Source organism: Brevundimonas sp. BH3, assembly GCF_045345115.1.
Lineage (GTDB): Bacteria > Pseudomonadota > Alphaproteobacteria > Caulobacterales > Caulobacteraceae > Brevundimonas.
Genome location: NZ_CP150796.1, coordinates 1,976,129 through 1,994,349 on the forward strand (window position 1 = coordinate 1,976,129; position 18,221 = coordinate 1,994,349).

Below are 18,221 nucleotides of genomic sequence, written 5' to 3' on the forward strand. Positions count from 1 at the left end.
AACACGTCCAATATGGCGGGGCTATTATGACGGACGGCGAACATCCTATGCCTGCCTCCCCGAACGAGACACAGATCGGCGTCCGTATCGGCCTTTCTGTTGTTATTATTGCCCTGCGCGGCCATCAGGCTGTAGTCCTCACCACGCATGCGCCCGATGGGGCTTCTGCCCTGCCCTTCGGGCCGTTCGATCCAGTCAAAGACCGTACTTTCGAGTTAGCCCTGCGCGACTTCGTGGCCCAGCAGACCGGCTTCCCGCTCGGGTTTGTCGAGCAGCTTTACACATTTGGCGATATGGGACGCGCCTCTCCACGTGCCACGCCCGGCCCTGTGGGGGCCCGCGAGGTTTCTGTCGGCTATCTGGCCCTGACCACCGGTTCACACGCCGACACCGGCCACGATGCCCGCTGGACGCCGCTGTTCGACATCTTCCCGTGGGAAGACTGGCGCAAGGGCCCGCCTGCATTGCTGGATACCCTACGCAAGCACCTGCTCAATTGGGTCGGTCAGGACGCCAAACGCCGCTCGCGGGCCGAAGCCCTTTTCGCCCTCTCCCCCGATGCCCGCTGGAACGAGGAAAAGGTACTGGAGCGCTACGAATTGCTCTACGAGGCCGGTCTGGTTGCCGAAGCTGCGCGTGACAACGAACGTGATGCCGCTATCCTTCTGAACGATCTGCCCATGGCTTCGGACCACCGGCGTATTGCGGCGACCGCACTGGGCCGCCTGCGCAGCAAGTTGAAATACCGGCCTGTCCTTTTCGACCTGATGCCGGACGAGTTTACCCTGTCATCCCTACAAGCCGCCGCAGAGGCTATTTCAGGTCTGTCGCTTCACAAACAGAATTTTCGGCGTGGTGTTGAACGCACCGCTCTGGTCAGTGCCACGGGCCGTTTTGCGACCGATACAGGCGGCCGTCCGGCAGAGCTTTTCCGTTACGCTGGACCGGATATCAACGGTGCCTCTGCGCCCGGCCTCACCCTGCCGGGACAGCGTTGAACCATATCGGATTTTTTTGAAAGAATCGGCTTGCAGCGTCAAAGCGACTTGGCTACATAGCGCTCCTCGCTCGGCCCCACAGGGACCAAACGATCTCGCGGAGAGGTGGCAGAGTGGTTGAATGTACCGCACTCGAAATGCGGCGTACGTGAAAGCGTACCGGGGGTTCGAATCCCCCCCTCTCCGCCATATTTCTTAAAAATAGACACTCCCCTCGGGGGAAGCCTGCGGATAGTCTCGGGATACTATTTTTATAACCTATAGTATTAACATCAATGGTGACGATAGGGTGCAGTTTTCACCGCCATATCGGATTTGATCCAGTTACAATTGCTCTGCCAATCTCACATAAAGCCAAGGTTTTTCAGGCTTATGACCCCATTTTGGGGGATAGTTTGCCCCAGAGTGCAACATTACAGTGATATTTGAAGTTATAGTTTCCTTAAGCGGCTTCTCGCGAGGGGTTTCAAATGTTTCAAGAGCTGCTCCCCGGCATCTCACCCGAGAGTGAGTTTGATGCCTTTAATCTCTCTGGCGACACCGACAACGGCGGTCTGTCCCCACAGCTTTGCAATTATGCCCTGACCAAGTGGCTGGATAATGAAAGCAAGGCACGCATGCTCGTTTCTTCGGACATGGTTGTCCGCTGGATGAGCAATAAAGCCGAAAAACTGGTCGAGGCGGGTATCATCCGTATACGAGAAGGCCATCTTGTTCCCCGGTCAGTAATGGTCAGCAACCTGCTGCACAACTGTACCACCGACGCTTATAACTGTGCCATTTCAATGGACTGCCAACAGCGGGCCTGGGTGGTCTGGGCTCGTCGCCTTTGCGAGCCACCCATTTCGCTCATCGGTTTGATTTTCAACCCTCCGCGTCTGTCTTCCCGTTTCGAGGCTTTGGTCGACACCCACACCCTGACTCCCACCGAGGGACGCGTGGTGGAAATGCTGCTCAACGGGTTCGAAACCGGCAGGATCGCCCAAAGCCTGAACATCTCCAGCCAGACGCTAAAGACCCATATCAAGCATATCTACAGCAAGCTTGGCGTCAAAAGCCGGGGCGACCTGTTTGCACAAGCCGCAGGATTTGCCAGACCCTGATCTTTCCAGCTTCGCCTATAGGGTCGAAATCTCGATCGTCAGTTCGTCATTATAGTTTCCGGACTGCGCGCCTTCGACCTTGCCAAGCGTGAGCAGCAACTCGAAAGCCTGACCGGCATAGGTTCGCGGTGGATCGATATCGCGAACCGCAACCTGTTTTAAATCCAGAACGCTGCCATCGAAGCGGACACTGTAATCAAGGCTGGCCGTTCCCTCCCCTACAATCTTCAGCTTTCCGTCATTAGCCGACTTGAACGTCAGGCGGGCCGGATTATTGGCTCGGGTTTGAACGTATAACTGGCGAACCTTGCCTGTCTCGGCCTTGCCAAAATCCACCACGCTCACCGATGCCCCGACCCCAAAGTCACCCCGCGAACCTGACAGGTTCATCTGAGCGCGAGGCAGGGATGTCAGGTCCAGCACAACAGGTGCCTGTTCATAGGCCACGCCTGTGCCCGGCTGACGCAGTTCCAGCATCAATCGTTCACTATACTGGCCCGCTGGCACCACGGCATCATCAAGGATAGCCACATCAAAGAGGATATCCGTCGTTTCACCGCCCTCCATACGGGTCGTAAAGACCGAAGGCGTCACTGAGCGCGAAACGCCTGATATCGGCCGCAGCTCAATGCCCAGACCTGTCGCCCCCACATCAAAGCGTGTCATGGCCTGACGCGAGGCGTCCACGAGGACCAAATCCGCCTGACAGCTTTGTGCGCCAGGATTGCTGAGTCTGAACTGCATCCTCGCCGGAGCCGTCGCAGGAAGGAAAGGATCATAATCCAGCCGCACAGAGGGCGGCATCCCCTCTATTTTGAGCATACAATCCTGCGCCCTCGCCTCTCCACCACCCAGCGCAAGCGCCGAAATAAAAGCGGTCAGAGCAAGTTTATCCAACGAAAACAGAAGCCCCTGATCGCGCGTCAAAGCCCTAGCGCGGGGAGATTTGCAATGTACCAACATCGACCATTCCTTCACTGTCTTCGGAGATTACAAAGCGGGCGACCTCGCGGCCTTCGATCATGATGCGATAGCGGCCCGGGGCCAGACGATCCGCCACAAACCGTCCTGCACGATTGGTAAAGAAGGGCCGCGCCTCGGCGGGGTCAGCCCCCTCGGCCAGCACCTGTCCCACACCCAGAACCAGCGGCCCTTCCGGCCCGACCAGCGCGCCCACCGCAATACGCGACGCATCGCTGCCGATTTGCTGACGATAGCCAGTGCCAAAGGCGGGGAAGACATTGATGGTCCCCGATCCGATATCATAACCGGTCGGTAGGGGATCAATCAGGACGTCAAAGCTGTTGATGCCATAGCTGCGCTGGATGGGGATCAGCGGCGGCCCCAGAAGGCCCGACTTCGCCACCTTGCGCGAACCCGACATGATCGTGACCTTGGAATCCGCCAGCGATTTATGCACCGGCGCAATGATGAAGGCATCATCGACCGGCCGACCGAGGGCAAAGGCCCCATCGGCAAACCCGATAAAGCTGCGAAGCGCTAATACCGATTCCACACCTGCGCTTTGACCCCGCAAACGGTCATATGGACGATTGTGGGTCAGTTGCGCCTCGAAGCGGTTATGGATGTAATCCAGCCGCCCCGAAATGTTGCGCGTGCGATCATCATTGGTAAACCGTGCCTCGCCGCTCAGATCATTCAACGATCCGGTTGAATAGCGACCGATCACCAGTTCAGAGCGACTGTCATCGCTGTCATAGCGGGCCTGTGCATTCCAACGCCCGCCCAGCGGCATGGTCAGACCAATCGAGAAACGGACATCATCCTCGTCCTCGGCATTGGTAAAGCTGACATTGGACACCAGATTCACGCGACCGAAGCTGCGGCTGACGCCCACATCGATCTGGTGACGACGAAAGCCATCCAGCCGCGCCTCGGCCACACCAAACCCTACGCTTAGTCCCAGCTGCCACGGTGCATTCCATTGCACCAGAGTGCTGAACCGCCAGACATCGGGATTGCTGCGATCCGGCTGGAAGACATCCACAAATTCGCTAGTGGTGCCCATCATCGTGGCCGTGATCCTCAGATCTTCGGGATCACGAATGCTGAAACTGTGACGATAGCTTAGCGAGGCCGCCACGCCCGTTCCGTCACGCAGTCGGTCGCGACTGGCGGCCATTTCCAGCATCAGCAAGCCAAAGCGCGAGCCCCAGATGGCCGAGCCGCCAATCTGCTGCACATCTTTGGAAGCCTGTGCGTTGACGCCGAGGGTCAGGTTGTCGCCATAGCCTTTGCGGACAAAACCTGTCGCCAGCATCGGCCCATCATATTCAAACGGTATAGATCCCTCATAGCGACCAGCCGCGACACCAAAATCGACCACGCCATCGCCCAGCAATTCAGAACCGCTGAAGACATCAAAAACCGCAATCTCGCGACGGCCGGTTACATCATCGACCACCAACTGGACTTGATTGGCACCGGTGCTGAAAGGAAAGTCAGCCACCGAGTAGCGCCCCGGCTCCAACCTCAGGGTCTGGGACATCAGGCCGTTGACGATCACATCCACCGTCGCAGCCCGTTCAAGAGTGAACTCCTGACGTCCTGTGGGGCGGATATTCTGGAAAGGCCGGACCGCCGAATAGGCTCGCTCGACACCGAACCCGACCACGCGGCCCGAACCCTGAAAGCCGTCGGCAATGGGCGTGAACTCGCCCGCCATGGCGCGGATGCCCGACTTGAAGAAGTCCTTGACCAGTCGTGTCTCGGTGCGCCGCCAGCCACTGCCCTCGCGCGATCCGTCATATTCCGCGCCGGTAATCAGGGTGACACCGCCAAACCCGCCCCAGTGGACAATACCATCGATAGCCCCACGAAAGGGCGCAGTTTCACCATCATCATGCAGATAGCGATCGGCAATCGAGATATTTGCCCCTGCCGAAAAGCGGGCCGGTTGCGGAAAGTCCGCCGGATCGGGCGGTACGCGATTGCCGCTCAGGCTCATCTGCGTCGCATTCAGACTGTTTCCGCCCGCACTGGCTTGCAGTTCCAGCGCTGTCGTCGAAAAGACCAGCGTGAATCCCGCTATATCCAAATCGGCAAACGGCACCCGTTCGCGTCCTGCTGCGGCCTGTCGCAAGGTGGTCAGCGTCTCGGGGGTAATCACAGGCTCCACCAGATCAAAAAACCGGCGCGCATCCACAAGCCCACTGCCCTGCCGGTCCACATCCGCACTGACCATGCCCAGAAAGCGACCATTCAGCGTCAGAGGCACATCAATCGAGGTATAGACCCGTGCCGTTCCAATCGGCGCTGTCTGTTGCACGACGGGCGGGGCCGCGGGAACAGCCACAGCATCCTCGTCCACATCTTCTGTAATTCGGGCCGGCGTTCCGGTGATCGGGGCCGCTGCCGCGGTCCTGGGGCGAGAACGCGCTAAGCTGACACCCGCCTCTGCCGGAACGCCTGAAGGAGAGCCGGACAGTGCGGCGTCCAGCTCCGGCCCGCCCGACGACACCGAACCGTCCGAATGGCGGTTCGTAACAATTGGTGCGTCGGGATCGTTATTTTCCGTTGCCGTCGCCGCGCTGGCGGTTCCGGCCAGAAAAATCGTCATCATGAGGACAGCATGCGAGCACCCGAGATAGGCACCGCGCCCCCCTGCCGTCATGCGGTGAACGGACATGGCTGTATCCGTTCATTTCAGATTGATGGCGACCGTCACATTTCCGGTCAGACCTGCGGTATTGGCCGCCGGTATTGTCATCGTGCGCTTGCCGCCGGGCAGAATGGCTCCAAAGGCACCAAACTCCACATTGTCGGCAACCACAGCAACCGGTGCACCGCTTTGCGGCACAAGCGACCATTCCGCTGTACGCAACAGGGCGACACCATCACCGGTATTGCTGACCTCGAAAACCAGATCATTATTGGCCTGACGCGTCGCCGGACCGACAACCAGATTGGCCTTGGCCGAAGGTGGCTGAACCACCATGTGGCTGACGAAATCAAAGCCGATCTTCACCTGTGTCTGGCTGTTACTGCTGGTGTTCAGCGTTGTGAAATCGACAGGTAACTGACTGACCACAATGGCATATAGCCGTCCTGTGGTGACACTGGGATCGCCGACATAGCGGATCTGGATCGCCTGCTCCCCGCCGGGCTGAACAATGGTCTGAGGGGGAAACAGTATGACATCGGCGTCCTCGGGGGTTCGCACCGCCGCACCGGCCTCGGTAATTTCTACCCGATACGGATTGATTTCCAGCGTAATCGGCATGGCATCCGTATTGCGGATCATCAGTCTGTAATTGGCGTTCGAGCCCGATGGCGCAACCGTCGCAATCATAGGCTGGACTTCGTGCGCCTGCGTATCAGAAGGCGCGGCAAAGCTGGCAGCGGCCAAAAGGCCGGCGCAGATAACTGCAACTCTATTCATGGAAATGACCCCAGAAAGAAAAGGCGGTCGGGCTGCACAACCCGACCGCCCCTTGGCCTTAGATGGCCGACAGTTCGAAGGAGAAGGACTCGTTGTACGTACCAGCCGGAGCGGCATTGGCCGGATAGAAGGTTTGGCCCAGCGGTGCCGGTCCAGGTGCAGCCACGTTCACGTTCAAATAGAACTGTGCGCTACTGCCATTAGCCAGTGACTGGCTATAGCCGACTTTGTTGCGGGTAAACTTGCCCGAACCTTCGGCATCGCCCGGAGTGGCATCGGTAGTGTTGATGTCGAATGCATTTTCAGCAGCATCCAGACGCATGGCATAGTTGATCAGATTATTGCCATTCTTGAAATCGCCGTTCAACGGATTGACGACCAGCTGAGCCGTACCGCCGGTATTGCAGGCCAGTTCAAGATTGGCGACCATTTGCTCGGCTTCATGAGCCACCGATGCGGTGCCGCTGGAGACATTTGCAAGACGAATGCCGCAATACGGTGCAACAGTCGTGTTGACGGACAGGGTTTCGGCCTGGGCAGCACCACCGGCAGTAAGCGCCGCGAGAACTGCGAGACCCGATACAATACCAACTGCTTTCATAACCAATTCCTCCCAGTATCCAAACTTTATATTTAATTTAAGCTCGGATTTAAGTTAATAATCGCATCCACTATTGTTTACGATTAAGGAACTCGACAGCAACGACCCGCTGTCGCCCTCAAAATGACAAAAGTCCTTTTCACTTCAAAAATAGTCACCCGTTAACGGTATATTAACGAGATATTTTGGGGGTCTGTTAATGTAAATAGTCACGAAAAACACATTGGCGCCCTTATTGGGGGTCAAATTTTATATTTTTAAATCAAATAGATAATCAATTTTTAGCAACACACTCACATGCGTTTACCGACTTTTTGCCATGAAAACACATGACCGTGCTTGACCCACCCCTCGGCTAGGGGTCACTGAATATCTATCGGTTGCGGGAAGAAACCTGACAGTTCCAATGATCAATCTGACATGGCGGTCGGGACGCGACCTGTGGACGCGCATAGTCGAACGCCCAAGTTTACATCTTTCCAATACTGAATGCCGCAAACTGGTCGAAGACCTGCGCGCCGTCGCCAGCCTGACCCTGAATGAGAGCGAACTGGAATATGGCGTTCTGGGCGGCGATACAGAGCGCGTGAAGAACTGCGTCATCACCATTGTCTATCAGGTCGACACCAAGAGCGGTCCGCGCCGCCCCATCGCGTTCAACGTGCTGTCCCTACTGGATGTCGAACTGTCCAGCCGCCCGACCACCGTCATGCATCTGGGCCTTGTCATGGTGGACCCGAGCGTGCGCGGACGCGGTCTGTCGGCTACACTGTATGGCCTGACCTGCGTGCTGATGTTCCTGACAGGACAGGGCCGCCCGCTCTGGATATCCAATGTCACACAGGTCCCCGCCGTGGCCGGTATGGTGGCCGAAACCTTCTCGGATGTATTTCCGTCCCCTCGCCCCGATGCTCGCCGCAGCTTTGACCACCTGTCTCTGGCCCGCCAAATCATGGCCAAACACCGCGCCGCATTCGGTGTCGGCGAGGACGCCGGATTTGACGAAGCCCGCTTTGTCATCACCAACGCCTATACGGGCGGATCTGACGCGCTGAAGAAAACCTTCGCACAGGCGGCTCCGCACAGAAAACAAAAGTATAACGACTTCTGCCAGCAGCAACTGGACTATGAACGCGGTGACGATCTGATCCAGATCGGCCGCATCGATATGGCCACTGCGGGCCAATACCTGCGCAAGGTCGCCCCGCCCACCACCGCCATAGGCCTGACAGGGCTGGTGCTTTTACTGGGCGCGCGGATGACTTTCCTGCCCCTGATCCACTGGCTATCGCCCAATCGCGCCTGGGGCGTACTGCGACCTGCAAAGCAGAAATCATGACCCAAGACTTCTATTCCGAAATGACCACCCGCAATATCGGCTTTATTAGCGAGGCCGAGCAGGCAAGCCTCAAAGGCGGCGCGGTCTTTGTGGCCGGTGTCGGCGGCATGGGTGGCGCGGCGGTACAGATGCTAGTGCGGGCGGGGGTCGGCAAGATTGCTATTGCCGATCTGGATACGTTCGAAATTTCAAACCTTAACCGCCAGTTGTTCGCCTTTACCGACACCGTGGACCGCCTGAAGGCCGAGGTTACTGCCGAGGGGCTGAAACGCATCAACCCCGATCTGGACCTTGTGGTTCTGGGTGCGGAATGGACCGAACGCCTCGACGAACTGGCGCGCGATTATCCGGTCATCATCAATGGCTGTGACGACATCCCCGCTACGGCTCAACTGTACCGCAAGGCCAAGCAGCATGGCGCAACCGTTATCGACGCCTATGCTTCGCCCTTGCCGTCGGTGATTGTGGTGCGCCCGAACGATCCACGCCCTGAAGAACGCCTCGGCTATCCAATCAAGGGCGTGGACTGGAAGTCGATCACCGACGAACAGGCCGCCGACAGCTTCATGAAAGAGCTGGAATGGGTGATGACCCATTCGTCATCCCACACCCATATCGACCTGACCGCCGCCGCCGAAATGGCTGCGGGCAAGCGCAAACGCATGAGCTTCGCTCCCATGGTCACCACTGCCGGATGCCTGATGGCGGGCGAGGCTCTAGCCATGCTGATGGGACGTAAAACCAAGACCGACTATCGCGGCTGGTTCATGAATACGCGCGATGCCAAGTGCGAGCGTCCGCTGCCCGCGCCGATCGGCTGGCTCAAAGGCATAGTTGTGCGCCGTTTGATGCAAAAGCTGCTGGCCGGATAATGGACCTTTCCCTGACCGACACCACACGCATGCTGGTCGATGGCTTTGGCGCCATCGGCGCATTGGCGGTTGCGCTTGTGCTGTGGCGGCGTGCGCGTCGCTCGACCGTGCAGAATGTACTGTTGCTGGTGTTTGGCCTGTCGGGTCTATTCTACGCGTTTCGCGCTCTGGTACGGGCCACGGGGATCGAATTCTTCGGTGCCCTGACCCTGCTACTAGCCTGCGCCTTACCGCTGGGGGCGTTGCTGCTGGCCGAAACCCTCTTGCGACGTCATGCGCCGCTGTGGATCAAGATCACCATCGGAGGCGGTACTCTTCTGGGCATCTTTGCCGCCCTTCTGGCCGGCAGCGGTATAGAGAGAGCCTTCAGCCTGGCCATCTATGTGCCCTGTGCGCTGCTGCTGGTGCTGGGTCTGATTGTGTTTCGCCGTCGTGACAGCCTGTCACCAATGGAAAACACCACCCTCAACGCCTATGGCCGCGCACTACTGGCCACAGGCCTTCTGGCGCTGACAGATTTCGGCATCGGCTCGCCGTTCGGACTTTCGGCGCTAGGTTTGCTGGGACTGGCCTATGCCGCCGCTGCAGGGGCCAACGCCCCCAAGGGCTGGCTGGATACGGCCAAGGAGCTATCTCTGGCCTTTGGCACAGCCCTGTTGCTGGCAGGCGCGCTATTGCTGCTACTCCGACCTGAAACCTGGCTGGATGCCGCCTCGGTATTGGTGGTGACCATTGCCGCGCTTCTGGCCCTATCGGTGCTGCTGCGCCTGCGCTCCGGCGGTAATGACCAGCAGCGCCGCCTATTCGATCAGGCACTCGCCAATGCCCGCACGGATACCCTGCCCCACTTCATCAATGACACCAGCCGCGTAACGCCGTTGGAAGGGCTGATCCTCATTCAGGGCGATGACCTGAAGGACTATGATGTTGCCCTTCTGCCGCAAGCCTTTGAAGGCCGCGCCGTCATGCACCTGTCCAGCCTGTGGGGCGCGCATCCGCTGGCCGATGCCCGCGAACAGTTGCGCGACCTGCTGCTGCGACACAACTCGACCCACGCCATCCTGATCGGCGACCAACCCCTACAGATCGGCCTTGTCGCGCTTGGCGGTTCGGCCATGCTCGACGAAGACGAACGCGCCATGGCCCTGTTCCAGAAAATGGCCGCCCTGATCGTCCAAAATACCGGAGCCGCCTAATGGCCCTCGAACTGGTTCAAGGCGATTTCGACGCCTTCTTTGCCACGCCTTTTCACGCCTATGGCAAGGAGACACCCTATGTGTCGCCCATGCGTTCGGACCTAAAGAAATATCTGGATGCCGCGCAAAACCCGCTGATGAAGGCAGGCAGCCCGCTGGAGTTTTACGTCGTCAAACGCGACGGCAAACCCGTGGCCCGCGCCACCGCACACCGCCATCTGCAATCGAACGAACGCTACGGCTGGGCGCGGACCTGTTTCGGCTTTTTCGATGCCGCCGATGATGCCGAGGCCATCGACCTGCTGTTCTCGGCCATCGAGGATTTCGCCAAACGCCATGGCGATACCGAGATCATGGGCCCCTTTAACCTGACCGCAATGCAGATGGTCGGCCTTGTCACCGAAGGGTTCGAACACGCCCCCTATACGGACATGGTGTGGTCGCCCGAATGGCTGCCAAAACATCTGGAACGTCTGGGTTATGGCCGCGAGTTTCCAATGGCAACATGGCAATTCAACCCGCAAACCGTGCCGGACGAGCAGCCCCTGACCGACAAGGCCCGCGTCATTCTGGATTCTCTGGACTGGAGCTTTGCCCCCATCACCCGCCGCGACTTCAAGGTGCGGATGGAGGAAGGCCGCCTGTGTCTGAATGGCGGGTTCGATACCAACCCGATGTTCGTGCCGCTGACGGCTGAAGAGTTCCAGTTTCAGGCCGGTGAAATGATGTGGGTCATGGACCCGAACCTGTCGGCCATCCTTCATTACAAAGGTAAACCAGCGGGCGTAGTGATCTGTATTCCGGACCTTAATCCGTTCGTGAAACATGCCGGTGCGCGATACGGATTGCGGATGATCTGGTCTTGGCTGCGGGGGCTGTTTGCACCCAAACGCGCCGTGATTATCCTCTATTCGGTCATGCCTGAACATCAGGGCAAGGGCGTTAATGCCGCCCTGCTCCACCGCGTTCTGGGTGCCCTTAAAAAAGGCGGATACCAGTCCTGCGGCGGCACATGGATCGCCGATGTGAACGGGGCCAGCCTTGCCCAGCTCAAGCGCCTGAACGCGCAGGTTCTGCACCGTACCCACCTGTTCCGAAAGGCGCTGGCATGACGCCCAATCTGTTCCGCGCTCTGGTGGCCGATGCCTGCCTGTCGCCCAATGTCCACAACATCCAGCCCACACGCTGGCGATTGGTGGATAACATCACCATTGCCTTGATTGCGGCACCCGATCGCCGCCTGGCCGTTGGTGACCCGACAGGCCGCGACGCCGCCGCCAGTCACGGCGCTGCCTTTGAAGGCATGACCATCGCCGCCAGCGCACACGGCATTCAACTGACCGCCGCCCCCGCCGAAACCGGCGAGGTCGCAAGACTGGTCGAAAACGGCACCTGTGCGCCCGATCCCCTCGCCCCGTTCCTGACCACAAGGCGTACCTATCGCGGCAAGTTCGACAACCGCCGCAAAGATGCCGCCCGCAGCGCCGCGCAAAACCTATCACAGCGTCCCCACGTACGCCTGATTGCCGATGATGCAGCGATCAAGGACATCGCCCGCCTGACCGATCAGGCGACCATGCGTTTCTTCCGCAACCGACCCTATCGCCGCGAGCTGACATCATGGATGCGGCTGACCAAGGCTGATCCAAACTGGAACCGCGACGGGCTAAACGCGCGGGCGATGGAAATGTCGCTCCCGCTAGCCATCGCCGCGGGCGTGGTGATGAGCCATCCCCTGTTCGAGATATTGGACAAGCTGCAACTGGCCGCCGCCTTGACCGGAGAAGCCGCCGTTACCAACACCGCCTCCGTGCTGGTGGCCTTTGTGCAAGACCGCGACACTGCCCCCTTCCAGACCGGCCGCGACTGGCACCGCCTGTGGCTGGACCTGACAGCGCAGGGCCTGACAGCGGCCCCTCTGACCATTCTAGGCGATGACGAACAGGCTGCGTCCGAAATGGCCCGCCGCCTGAGCCTGCCCCCTCATCAGCGTGTGGTCACAGTCCTGCGGGCAGGCATGGTGGACGCTAGCAAACTGCCCCCACCCGCTCGCCTGCCGGTCGATGAACTGATCGTGGCTTAGTCGGCGCTACGTTCTTTTCGACCGGCCAGTTCCTTGGCCATACGATCGACCGAGATTTGCAGTCCATTGGCGAAAGTGTCGTCACCGCCCTTACGGCTGGCCTGCATCAGGTTCTGGATTTGCTCAATGCTCTCGACCAAATCTTCATCGTCCAGATCGGCATATTCAATGCGTTCGGGGAACTCATTAAGTTCGGGCAACTCATTCATGGCCATGCCTCTGTGACGACGTAAACACACCTCGAGCGTACCTTGCCGTCATAGACACGCCTCGCCACCCGACTAGAGTCGCTTCAAATACTCTAGCAGATCACGCTTATCCTCGTCGCCAAGATCGGCAAACATGCGGGTATGTCCGCCATTGCCCATGCCGCGCTGTCGCGTATCCACCTGTGACGGGCGGCTATAGGGCTGATAGCCCGCAGGATAGGCCACGCCCACCTTATCCAGATCCATCGCATGACCGCCGACGCTAAAGGTCTGGGGTCGTTCCTCGAGCCCCAACAGAGCCGCCAGTGACGGCACCGAGCCATTATGCAGATAGGGCGCGCTCTGCCAGATACCGGTCAGAGGCGGCGACGCATAACGCCCCGTATGCTCGGCACGGATATAACGGCGCATCGGGCTGGCATTGATCTTGGCGGCCAGAACATCATCGGCCAGTTCGGCCCGCACTGGGTCCGTACCAACATTGCTCAGCTTGTTGGGGAAGCTGTTCAGGCGCGGCCCCTCCGCTGTCTCCTGATAGGTGCCGTGACAGGTCGAACAGTTCTGCGCAAACAGTCGCGCCCCGCGTTCGGCCCGCACCCTATCCACCTGACCGGGGAAGGCTTGCGGTCGCACGGTTCCTACAAAGCCGAACGTCTCGCGCACCGTTGGAATGGCCCGCACTGCACCTTCACCCGTCATGGCCATGGTCGGCACGGTGAAATAGGCCGCAATCGCCGCAAGGTCCGCCTTGTGCGCCTCGGTCAAATCCTCGGCCCGCGTTTCGCGCTGACGTTCGCTGGCATTGGCGGGCGCATAGACACCATCCCACAGCAACATGCTGCGCCACATACGGTCTGACAGGTGCGGAATAGAGGTCAGCCCCCGTTCACGCTCATAGGCACCGGCATCGCCCTTCAGCAAGCCGTGCTGCAGCTTCAGCGCCGCCAAGCCGTTGGAAACGCCCGCATGACCGTTGGTATAGGGCAAAGGCCGCCCGCCTTGCGCTGCGATCTCCGTCAGACGTTCTTCGACAATTGGAAGAACAAAATCATTTAAGGTCTTTAATTCGCGGAAAGTAACCTGAGGAAACAGCGTCCGCACAGCCGCTATCAGGCGAGTCTTGTCTCGCATGCCGGATGTCATGCCGTCATAGATGCCCTGTGTATAGCGATCCATGTCCAGAGACGGATTGGGGGCCCCCATCCATATCCGTCCCGGTTGCGGCTTGCCCTGCGCATCATAGACGGGAGCAGAGTGACAGGCCGCGCATCCCATACCCGCAATCTGCACCTCGATGCGCGGGATCGAACGAGTACCCGTACCAAGGATGATCCCCATACCCGCCTCCGGCATGGGGGGTTGCGGGCTGTTGGCAGGCCAGTTCTCGATCCGATCGGGATAGAAGAAACCATATCCGCGCATAATACGCTTCAGCGCGTCCTGCGAAATATCGTCAGGCGACTGGTGTAGAACCAAAGCAGCTGCCGTCAGCTTCCACGGTACGGCCACCGTCTCCATCGCATCGGAATTCAGACCGCCATAGTCACCAAACGCGAACTGCATCGCACCGCGTTCGAGGGCATTGTCCGAAGGTGTCCACCCCGCCAGTACATCGGACGACGCGCCTATATGGCCACGCAGGAAATCCCATGTGCCTTGCGTCGCCGCGCAACCAGCCAAGGTCACAAGTGCCGCTGTCGCGATCAGTCCACGTTTCAGATGCACAGCCCTGACCCTCTCATTTCCCGTCTATGGTTAGGCTCAATCCCCAAGGGCATGCAACTGCATGATCTTTAAGCAGGTTCGATCCCAACCGGAACCATTCGAAAGATACAGGATTGAATCCAGTCACGAAAAGGCGAGCTCCTCTCGCCTCTTGTCCCCCGATGGAGCCACTGATGCCTCCTGCTACAGCCTCGTCATCCAAGCCTGGCACAAAGAAAAATCCGGCCAAGGCCAAGGCCGCTGCGATTGCCGAAGCCAAGTCCTTTGCCCCTGATCTGGCTGCCCGTATCGGCTCGACACCGAAAACAACCTTCAGGGGCGATCCTGAAATCTTTGGCCGTCTGGTCGAAGATCACGACAAGCACCGCGCTCTTCTGGCCATGATTGAAAGCACGACGGCCTCATCGCCCGAACGCCCCATGCTTTTCGAGCAGTTTTGTAAAGAGGCTCAGGCTCACGCCAATGCCGAGGATCAGGCCCTTTGGTCCACTGTCCTACGCGAACCAACCACCACAGACGATGCCCGTCATGCCGTGGCCGAGCATAAGGAACTGGACAAGCTGATGGCCGACCTTGCGGCGCGCGATTATGCCTCGCCCGGATGGCTCAAACGCTTTGCCGCCCTCAAGGAAAAATACCTGCACCACATCGCCGAAGAGGAACAGGAGCAGTTTTCCGCCGCCGAGAAAATCCTGTCGGAAACGGACCTAAAATATATCCGCAAAGTCTTTGAACGCCGCAAAAAGGCTGAAAAAGCCGCGATCAAGATCAAGAAAAAGATCCGGCTGAAAAGCTAGGACACAAAAAAGGGGAGCGACAAAAACGCTCCCCTTCTTCATCGAAAAATCCAGCCCTTATTGATTTACGCTGGCAGGACCATACAGCAAGCCATTGAAGAACAGACGGAATGTACCGTGTGGTTGCGCGCGCTGTATGACCTCTGCGCCATAGACGAACAGCTTCCCCTCGCCCATGTCGATATCCACCACAGCGCTTGTGTCCTTCAGGCGTTCCTGATGGTGCGCCCAGCCACTACGCAGCGGCGTATCGGTATCGAAGCGCACCACCGAGCGGGCATTGTCGCCCGTCAGGCGGAAGGTCTGGCCATTGCTGAAGAACACATCCGAGGACGCGCCCATGCCATAGGCCAGCGGGTTCGACGGCTCGACCGCCGCCGTCAGTATAGATCCCGGCAGGAAGAACTCGCTGGTGCTCAGGGTCGTCACCTGACCGTTCTCGGTCTTGACCAGAGCCGGCTCGATCGGTGCGCCCAGCAGGCTGGCCAGACGGTTGGCATTGCCGATGATCAGCACCGTGCCCCCCTTCTCGGCAAAGATCTTCAGACGCGGCACGGTCACGTCGGCGCTGATGTCCCCCAGCCAGTCACGGTATTCTGTCGGGATGCTGTCGGCGCTAGGCTGGCTACCCGCCGAAGTGCGGCGATACCCCGGTACATTCAGTGCAGGCGTCGTGCCATCGGTGAAGACCAGCACATCATACTTGGCGTTCAGGTCGCCCTGATCAAGCGCCTGCGGATAGACCACCTCGAACGGGAACTCGTATTGCTCCAGCAGCCAACGGGTCCAGCCCGACGACATCACCCCGCCATAACGATCCACCAGACCGATACGGACAGGCTTGAGCGCCAGCGCCTCGCCAACGGGACGGCGCGACACTGCATGGGCATCAATGCCCAGCGGGCCAACGGCCTCGCGTACAATGCGCGATGCCTCGGCCGAGGCAGGCACCCAGATCGCCCCCGCCTGCAAGGTTTCCGATCCAGCCCGCACCGACTGGCCGATCCATTCCGGCGTGATACCTGCCGCCAGTAAACGGTTGGTCAGGATGAAGCTGTTATTGGCCTCGTGGCCGATCACATAACCTGCGCGGCCCGAGCCGATCACGCGGCCAGCGGGTGCCACAAGATCATCCTCGGCGCGCACGCCCGTCGCGGCAAACTCACCCGTAATGGCGTCGAAATTGACCCCCATTTGCAAGGCCAGCGTATAGCCCGCCATGTCATAGGGCAGCTTGGGCGGACCACCGGGGTATTCGGTGTTATGCGGGTGGTCCTGAGCCGTGAACATATCCATCACATGCGGACGATAGGCCTGCGCCGTGCGGACAATATAGGACCCTGCCGGATAGCGGACGCCATCGGCGGTAAACGGCTTGTCGGCCACCTCTACATCCACACCGTTGCGGATCAGCGTGTTCAGGAAGGCCACAGACGCCGGAAGATCGCGCTGGTCGTCAGGGCGGATCACAAAGGCGCGCGGTTCGCGGTTCTCGGCGGTACGCACCACACTGTCCAGCAGCGCCGGATCAACCGCGCCGCGCGTGGTTTCGGTCGCCGCGGCCTTCATGGCATCTACCATGGTCGGCGTCATGCGCCAGCTATCGCGCTGGCCACGTTCGATGCCGTTCATCCCCATACGCCAGATATTGAACAGCAGACGTTCCTTGTTGCGCGACGCATAGTCGATGACCGCGCGGTTCATGGTCCACTGGTACTCAACGCTATCGCGCATATGCCATAGGCGCGGCGCGATCGGCATGGGCTTGTCATTGCTGGCCAGTTGCACATCCGGCAGCAGCGGGATCTGTTCCGGCACCGGCCCGCCGATGATCTCGGTCAGGATACCTACGGCGTTATGGAAGTACGGCGTCGAGCGGTACATGCCATTGTGCCAGGTCGAATAGTTGGCCGCTGAATCCATGCCCGAACCGGCCTTGCCTTCCGAGATCAGGCGGCTGTGCATGATGGTGCCGACCTCGGTCGTGGTGGTCATCACCAGCGGGTCGAAATTATAGTTGAACGGGTCGCGGAACGGCGGAATGAACACCACCATGCCGCGCGGACCGGTCTGGTGCTGGTTGAAGACGATCTGCGGGAACCATTCGCGATAGTGGATACGGTTGGCGTTTCGCGTCTCAGCCTGCGTGACCATGAAGGAGTCGCGGTTATTATCGTGGCCGGTATATTTCTGGTACAGGCGCGGAATATCTCGGAACGACCGCGCCTGCGGGTCCGGATTACGCATATACCAGTCGGCCACCAGTTGATGCCCGTCAGGGTTCACATGGCCGAAGATCAGGATGGTGTCGTCCAGCGTCCTCAGCGTCTCGGCATCCTGCCCCGTCAGCAGACGATACAGCACATGGACCTGTGCCTGAGGCGTGACGGTTTCGGTAGCGTGCAGTCCGGCATCGATCCACACCACGGCCTTGCCCTCGGCGGCCAGTTGGCGGGCTTCGTCTTCGGATACGCCCTCGGCCTTGGCCAATTTGCGGGCGATCTCCTGATAGCGATCAAGATTAGCCAGATTGGCCGGAGACGACACGATCCCCATCCACTGGGTGCGGCCTTCTTCGGTCGTGCCAAAGCTTTCCAGCTTGATACGGTCCGACTGTTCGGACAGGCGCTTCAGATAGGCTTCATACTGGTCATAATTGGCCAGATAATAGTCCGTGCCCGGTTCCTGCGCGAAGAAGTCCTTGGGTGCCGTGACACCGGCAACGGCGGGCGTGATGACCTCGGCTGAAACCTGCGCCACAGCAGCAGGTGCCGCTTGGGCCATAACCGCCGGAGCGGTCAGAAAAGTTGTCGCCAGAAGAACGGCCGAAAGGCCGGCTGCACGAACCGTTGAACGCATGATTACCCCTCACATCATCAGCCCCCTGACGGGCCGA

At 59.3% G+C, this 18,221-nt stretch carries 15 protein-coding genes and 1 tRNA gene; 9 read left to right on the forward strand and 7 right to left on the reverse strand.

The window, feature by feature from the left end; translation table 11 throughout:
• Positions 1–47: 47 nt before the first annotated feature.
• The 3 genes from WEU32_RS09745 (at position 48) to WEU32_RS09755 (ending at position 2,101) form a co-directional block, all read left to right on the forward strand.
• Positions 48–998, forward strand: a complete 951-nt coding sequence (locus WEU32_RS09745) for an NrtR DNA-binding winged helix domain-containing protein (RefSeq protein ID WP_406851751.1) — start codon at positions 48–50, stop codon at positions 996–998.
• 99 nt (positions 999–1,097) lie between these two features.
• Positions 1,098–1,187, forward strand: a tRNA-Ser gene (locus WEU32_RS09750).
• Positions 1,188–1,468: 281 nt separating this feature from the next.
• Positions 1,469–2,101 carry a helix-turn-helix transcriptional regulator gene (locus WEU32_RS09755; protein ID WP_312136547.1) on the forward strand — a complete coding sequence of 211 codons (633 nt, stop codon included), beginning with the start codon at positions 1,469–1,471 and terminating at the stop codon, positions 2,099–2,101.
• A gap of 15 nt (positions 2,102–2,116) precedes the next feature.
• On the opposite strand, the gene WEU32_RS09760 is transcribed toward WEU32_RS09755, so the two are convergent.
• Genes WEU32_RS09760 through WEU32_RS09775 form a run of 4 tightly spaced genes read right to left on the reverse strand, consistent with a single transcriptional unit; the run spans position 2,117 to position 7,104 of the window.
• Positions 2,117–2,998, reverse strand: a complete 882-nt coding sequence (locus WEU32_RS09760) for a hypothetical protein (protein WP_312136545.1) — start codon at positions 2,996–2,998, stop codon at positions 2,117–2,119.
• Positions 2,999–3,032: 34 nt separating this feature from the next.
• Entirely contained in the window at positions 3,033–5,750 is a 2,718-nt protein-coding gene (locus WEU32_RS09765) for a fimbria/pilus outer membrane usher protein (protein WP_406851752.1), read from the reverse strand.
• Positions 5,751–5,762: 12 nt separating this feature from the next.
• Positions 5,763–6,503: a hypothetical protein gene (locus WEU32_RS09770; protein WP_312812548.1), complete on the reverse strand. Its 741-nt coding sequence runs from the start codon at positions 6,501–6,503 to the stop codon at positions 5,763–5,765.
• Between the two features lie 58 nt (positions 6,504–6,561).
• Positions 6,562–7,104 carry a hypothetical protein gene (locus WEU32_RS09775; RefSeq protein WP_312812546.1) on the reverse strand — a complete coding sequence of 181 codons (543 nt, stop codon included), beginning with the start codon at positions 7,102–7,104 and terminating at the stop codon, positions 6,562–6,564.
• A gap of 406 nt (positions 7,105–7,510) precedes the next feature.
• Between WEU32_RS09775 and WEU32_RS09780 the strand changes: the two genes are divergently transcribed.
• The 5 genes from WEU32_RS09780 to WEU32_RS09800 are packed head-to-tail and all read left to right on the forward strand — an operon-like array spanning position 7,511 to position 12,594.
• Entirely contained in the window at positions 7,511–8,443 is a 933-nt protein-coding gene (locus WEU32_RS09780; protein ID WP_406851753.1) for a hypothetical protein, read from the forward strand.
• Positions 8,440–9,315 carry a HesA/MoeB/ThiF family protein gene (locus WEU32_RS09785; protein WP_406851754.1) on the forward strand — a complete coding sequence of 292 codons (876 nt, stop codon included), beginning with the start codon at positions 8,440–8,442 and terminating at the stop codon, positions 9,313–9,315. The genes WEU32_RS09780 and WEU32_RS09785 overlap by 4 nt, the downstream gene beginning before the upstream one ends.
• Positions 9,315–10,511 (forward strand): hypothetical protein, encoded by a 1,197-nt coding sequence (locus WEU32_RS09790; protein WP_406851755.1) that lies wholly within the window; start codon positions 9,315–9,317, stop codon positions 10,509–10,511. The genes WEU32_RS09785 and WEU32_RS09790 overlap by 1 nt, the downstream gene beginning before the upstream one ends.
• Positions 10,511–11,623 carry a GNAT family N-acetyltransferase gene (locus WEU32_RS09795; protein WP_406851756.1) on the forward strand — a complete coding sequence of 371 codons (1,113 nt, stop codon included), beginning with the start codon at positions 10,511–10,513 and terminating at the stop codon, positions 11,621–11,623. Before WEU32_RS09790 ends, WEU32_RS09795 begins: the two co-directional genes overlap by 1 nt.
• Complete coding sequence (locus WEU32_RS09800; RefSeq protein ID WP_406851757.1) at positions 11,620–12,594, forward strand: hypothetical protein; 975 nt, start codon at positions 11,620–11,622, stop codon at positions 12,592–12,594. Before WEU32_RS09795 ends, WEU32_RS09800 begins: the two co-directional genes overlap by 4 nt.
• Here the strand turns inward: WEU32_RS09800 and WEU32_RS09805 are convergent.
• Both WEU32_RS09805 and WEU32_RS09810 read right to left on the reverse strand, forming a co-directional pair.
• Entirely contained in the window at positions 12,591–12,803 is a 213-nt protein-coding gene (locus WEU32_RS09805; RefSeq protein WP_312812534.1) for a hypothetical protein, read from the reverse strand. The two genes, WEU32_RS09800 and WEU32_RS09805, sit on opposite strands and share 4 nt — an antisense overlap.
• 72 nt (positions 12,804–12,875) lie before the next feature.
• Entirely contained in the window at positions 12,876–14,528 is a 1,653-nt protein-coding gene (locus WEU32_RS09810; protein WP_406851758.1) for a c-type cytochrome, read from the reverse strand.
• 173 nt (positions 14,529–14,701) lie between these two features.
• Here WEU32_RS09810 and WEU32_RS09815 point away from each other — a divergent pair, with 173 nt between their 5' ends.
• The gene (locus WEU32_RS09815; protein WP_312136525.1) at positions 14,702–15,325 is read left to right on the forward strand and encodes a hemerythrin domain-containing protein; all 624 of its coding nucleotides are present in this window, start codon (positions 14,702–14,704) and stop codon (positions 15,323–15,325) included.
• Between the two features lie 57 nt (positions 15,326–15,382).
• Here WEU32_RS09815 and WEU32_RS09820 read toward each other — a convergent pair whose 3' ends face one another.
• Positions 15,383–18,184, reverse strand: a complete 2,802-nt coding sequence (locus WEU32_RS09820; protein WP_406851759.1) for a M14 metallopeptidase family protein — start codon at positions 18,182–18,184, stop codon at positions 15,383–15,385.
• Positions 18,185–18,221: the final 37 nt, after the last annotated feature.

Excerpts from the sequence above, each read along its gene's own strand:
- WEU32_RS09745 (WP_406851751.1), top strand. The coding sequence starts at position 48 with ATGCCTGCCTCCCCGAACGAGACACAGATCGGCGTCCGTATCGGCCTT.
- WEU32_RS09755 (WP_312136547.1), top strand. The coding sequence starts at position 1,469 with ATGTTTCAAGAGCTGCTCCCCGGCATCTCACCCGAGAGTGAGTTTGAT.
- WEU32_RS09765 (WP_406851752.1), bottom strand. The coding sequence starts at position 5,750 with ATGTCCGTTCACCGCATGACGGCAGGGGGGCGCGGTGCCTATCTCGGG.
- WEU32_RS09770 (WP_312812548.1), bottom strand. The coding sequence starts at position 6,503 with ATGAATAGAGTTGCAGTTATCTGCGCCGGCCTTTTGGCCGCTGCCAGC.
- WEU32_RS09775 (WP_312812546.1), bottom strand. The coding sequence starts at position 7,104 with ATGAAAGCAGTTGGTATTGTATCGGGTCTCGCAGTTCTCGCGGCGCTT.
- WEU32_RS09780 (WP_406851753.1), top strand. The coding sequence starts at position 7,511 with ATGATCAATCTGACATGGCGGTCGGGACGCGACCTGTGGACGCGCATA.
- WEU32_RS09785 (WP_406851754.1), top strand. The coding sequence starts at position 8,440 with ATGACCCAAGACTTCTATTCCGAAATGACCACCCGCAATATCGGCTTT.
- WEU32_RS09790 (WP_406851755.1), top strand. The coding sequence starts at position 9,315 with ATGGACCTTTCCCTGACCGACACCACACGCATGCTGGTCGATGGCTTT.
- WEU32_RS09795 (WP_406851756.1), top strand. The coding sequence starts at position 10,511 with ATGGCCCTCGAACTGGTTCAAGGCGATTTCGACGCCTTCTTTGCCACG.
- WEU32_RS09800 (WP_406851757.1), top strand. The coding sequence starts at position 11,620 with ATGACGCCCAATCTGTTCCGCGCTCTGGTGGCCGATGCCTGCCTGTCG.
- WEU32_RS09805 (WP_312812534.1), bottom strand. The coding sequence starts at position 12,803 with ATGAATGAGTTGCCCGAACTTAATGAGTTCCCCGAACGCATTGAATAT.
- WEU32_RS09815 (WP_312136525.1), top strand. The coding sequence starts at position 14,702 with ATGCCTCCTGCTACAGCCTCGTCATCCAAGCCTGGCACAAAGAAAAAT.
- WEU32_RS09820 (WP_406851759.1), bottom strand. The coding sequence starts at position 18,184 with ATGCGTTCAACGGTTCGTGCAGCCGGCCTTTCGGCCGTTCTTCTGGCG.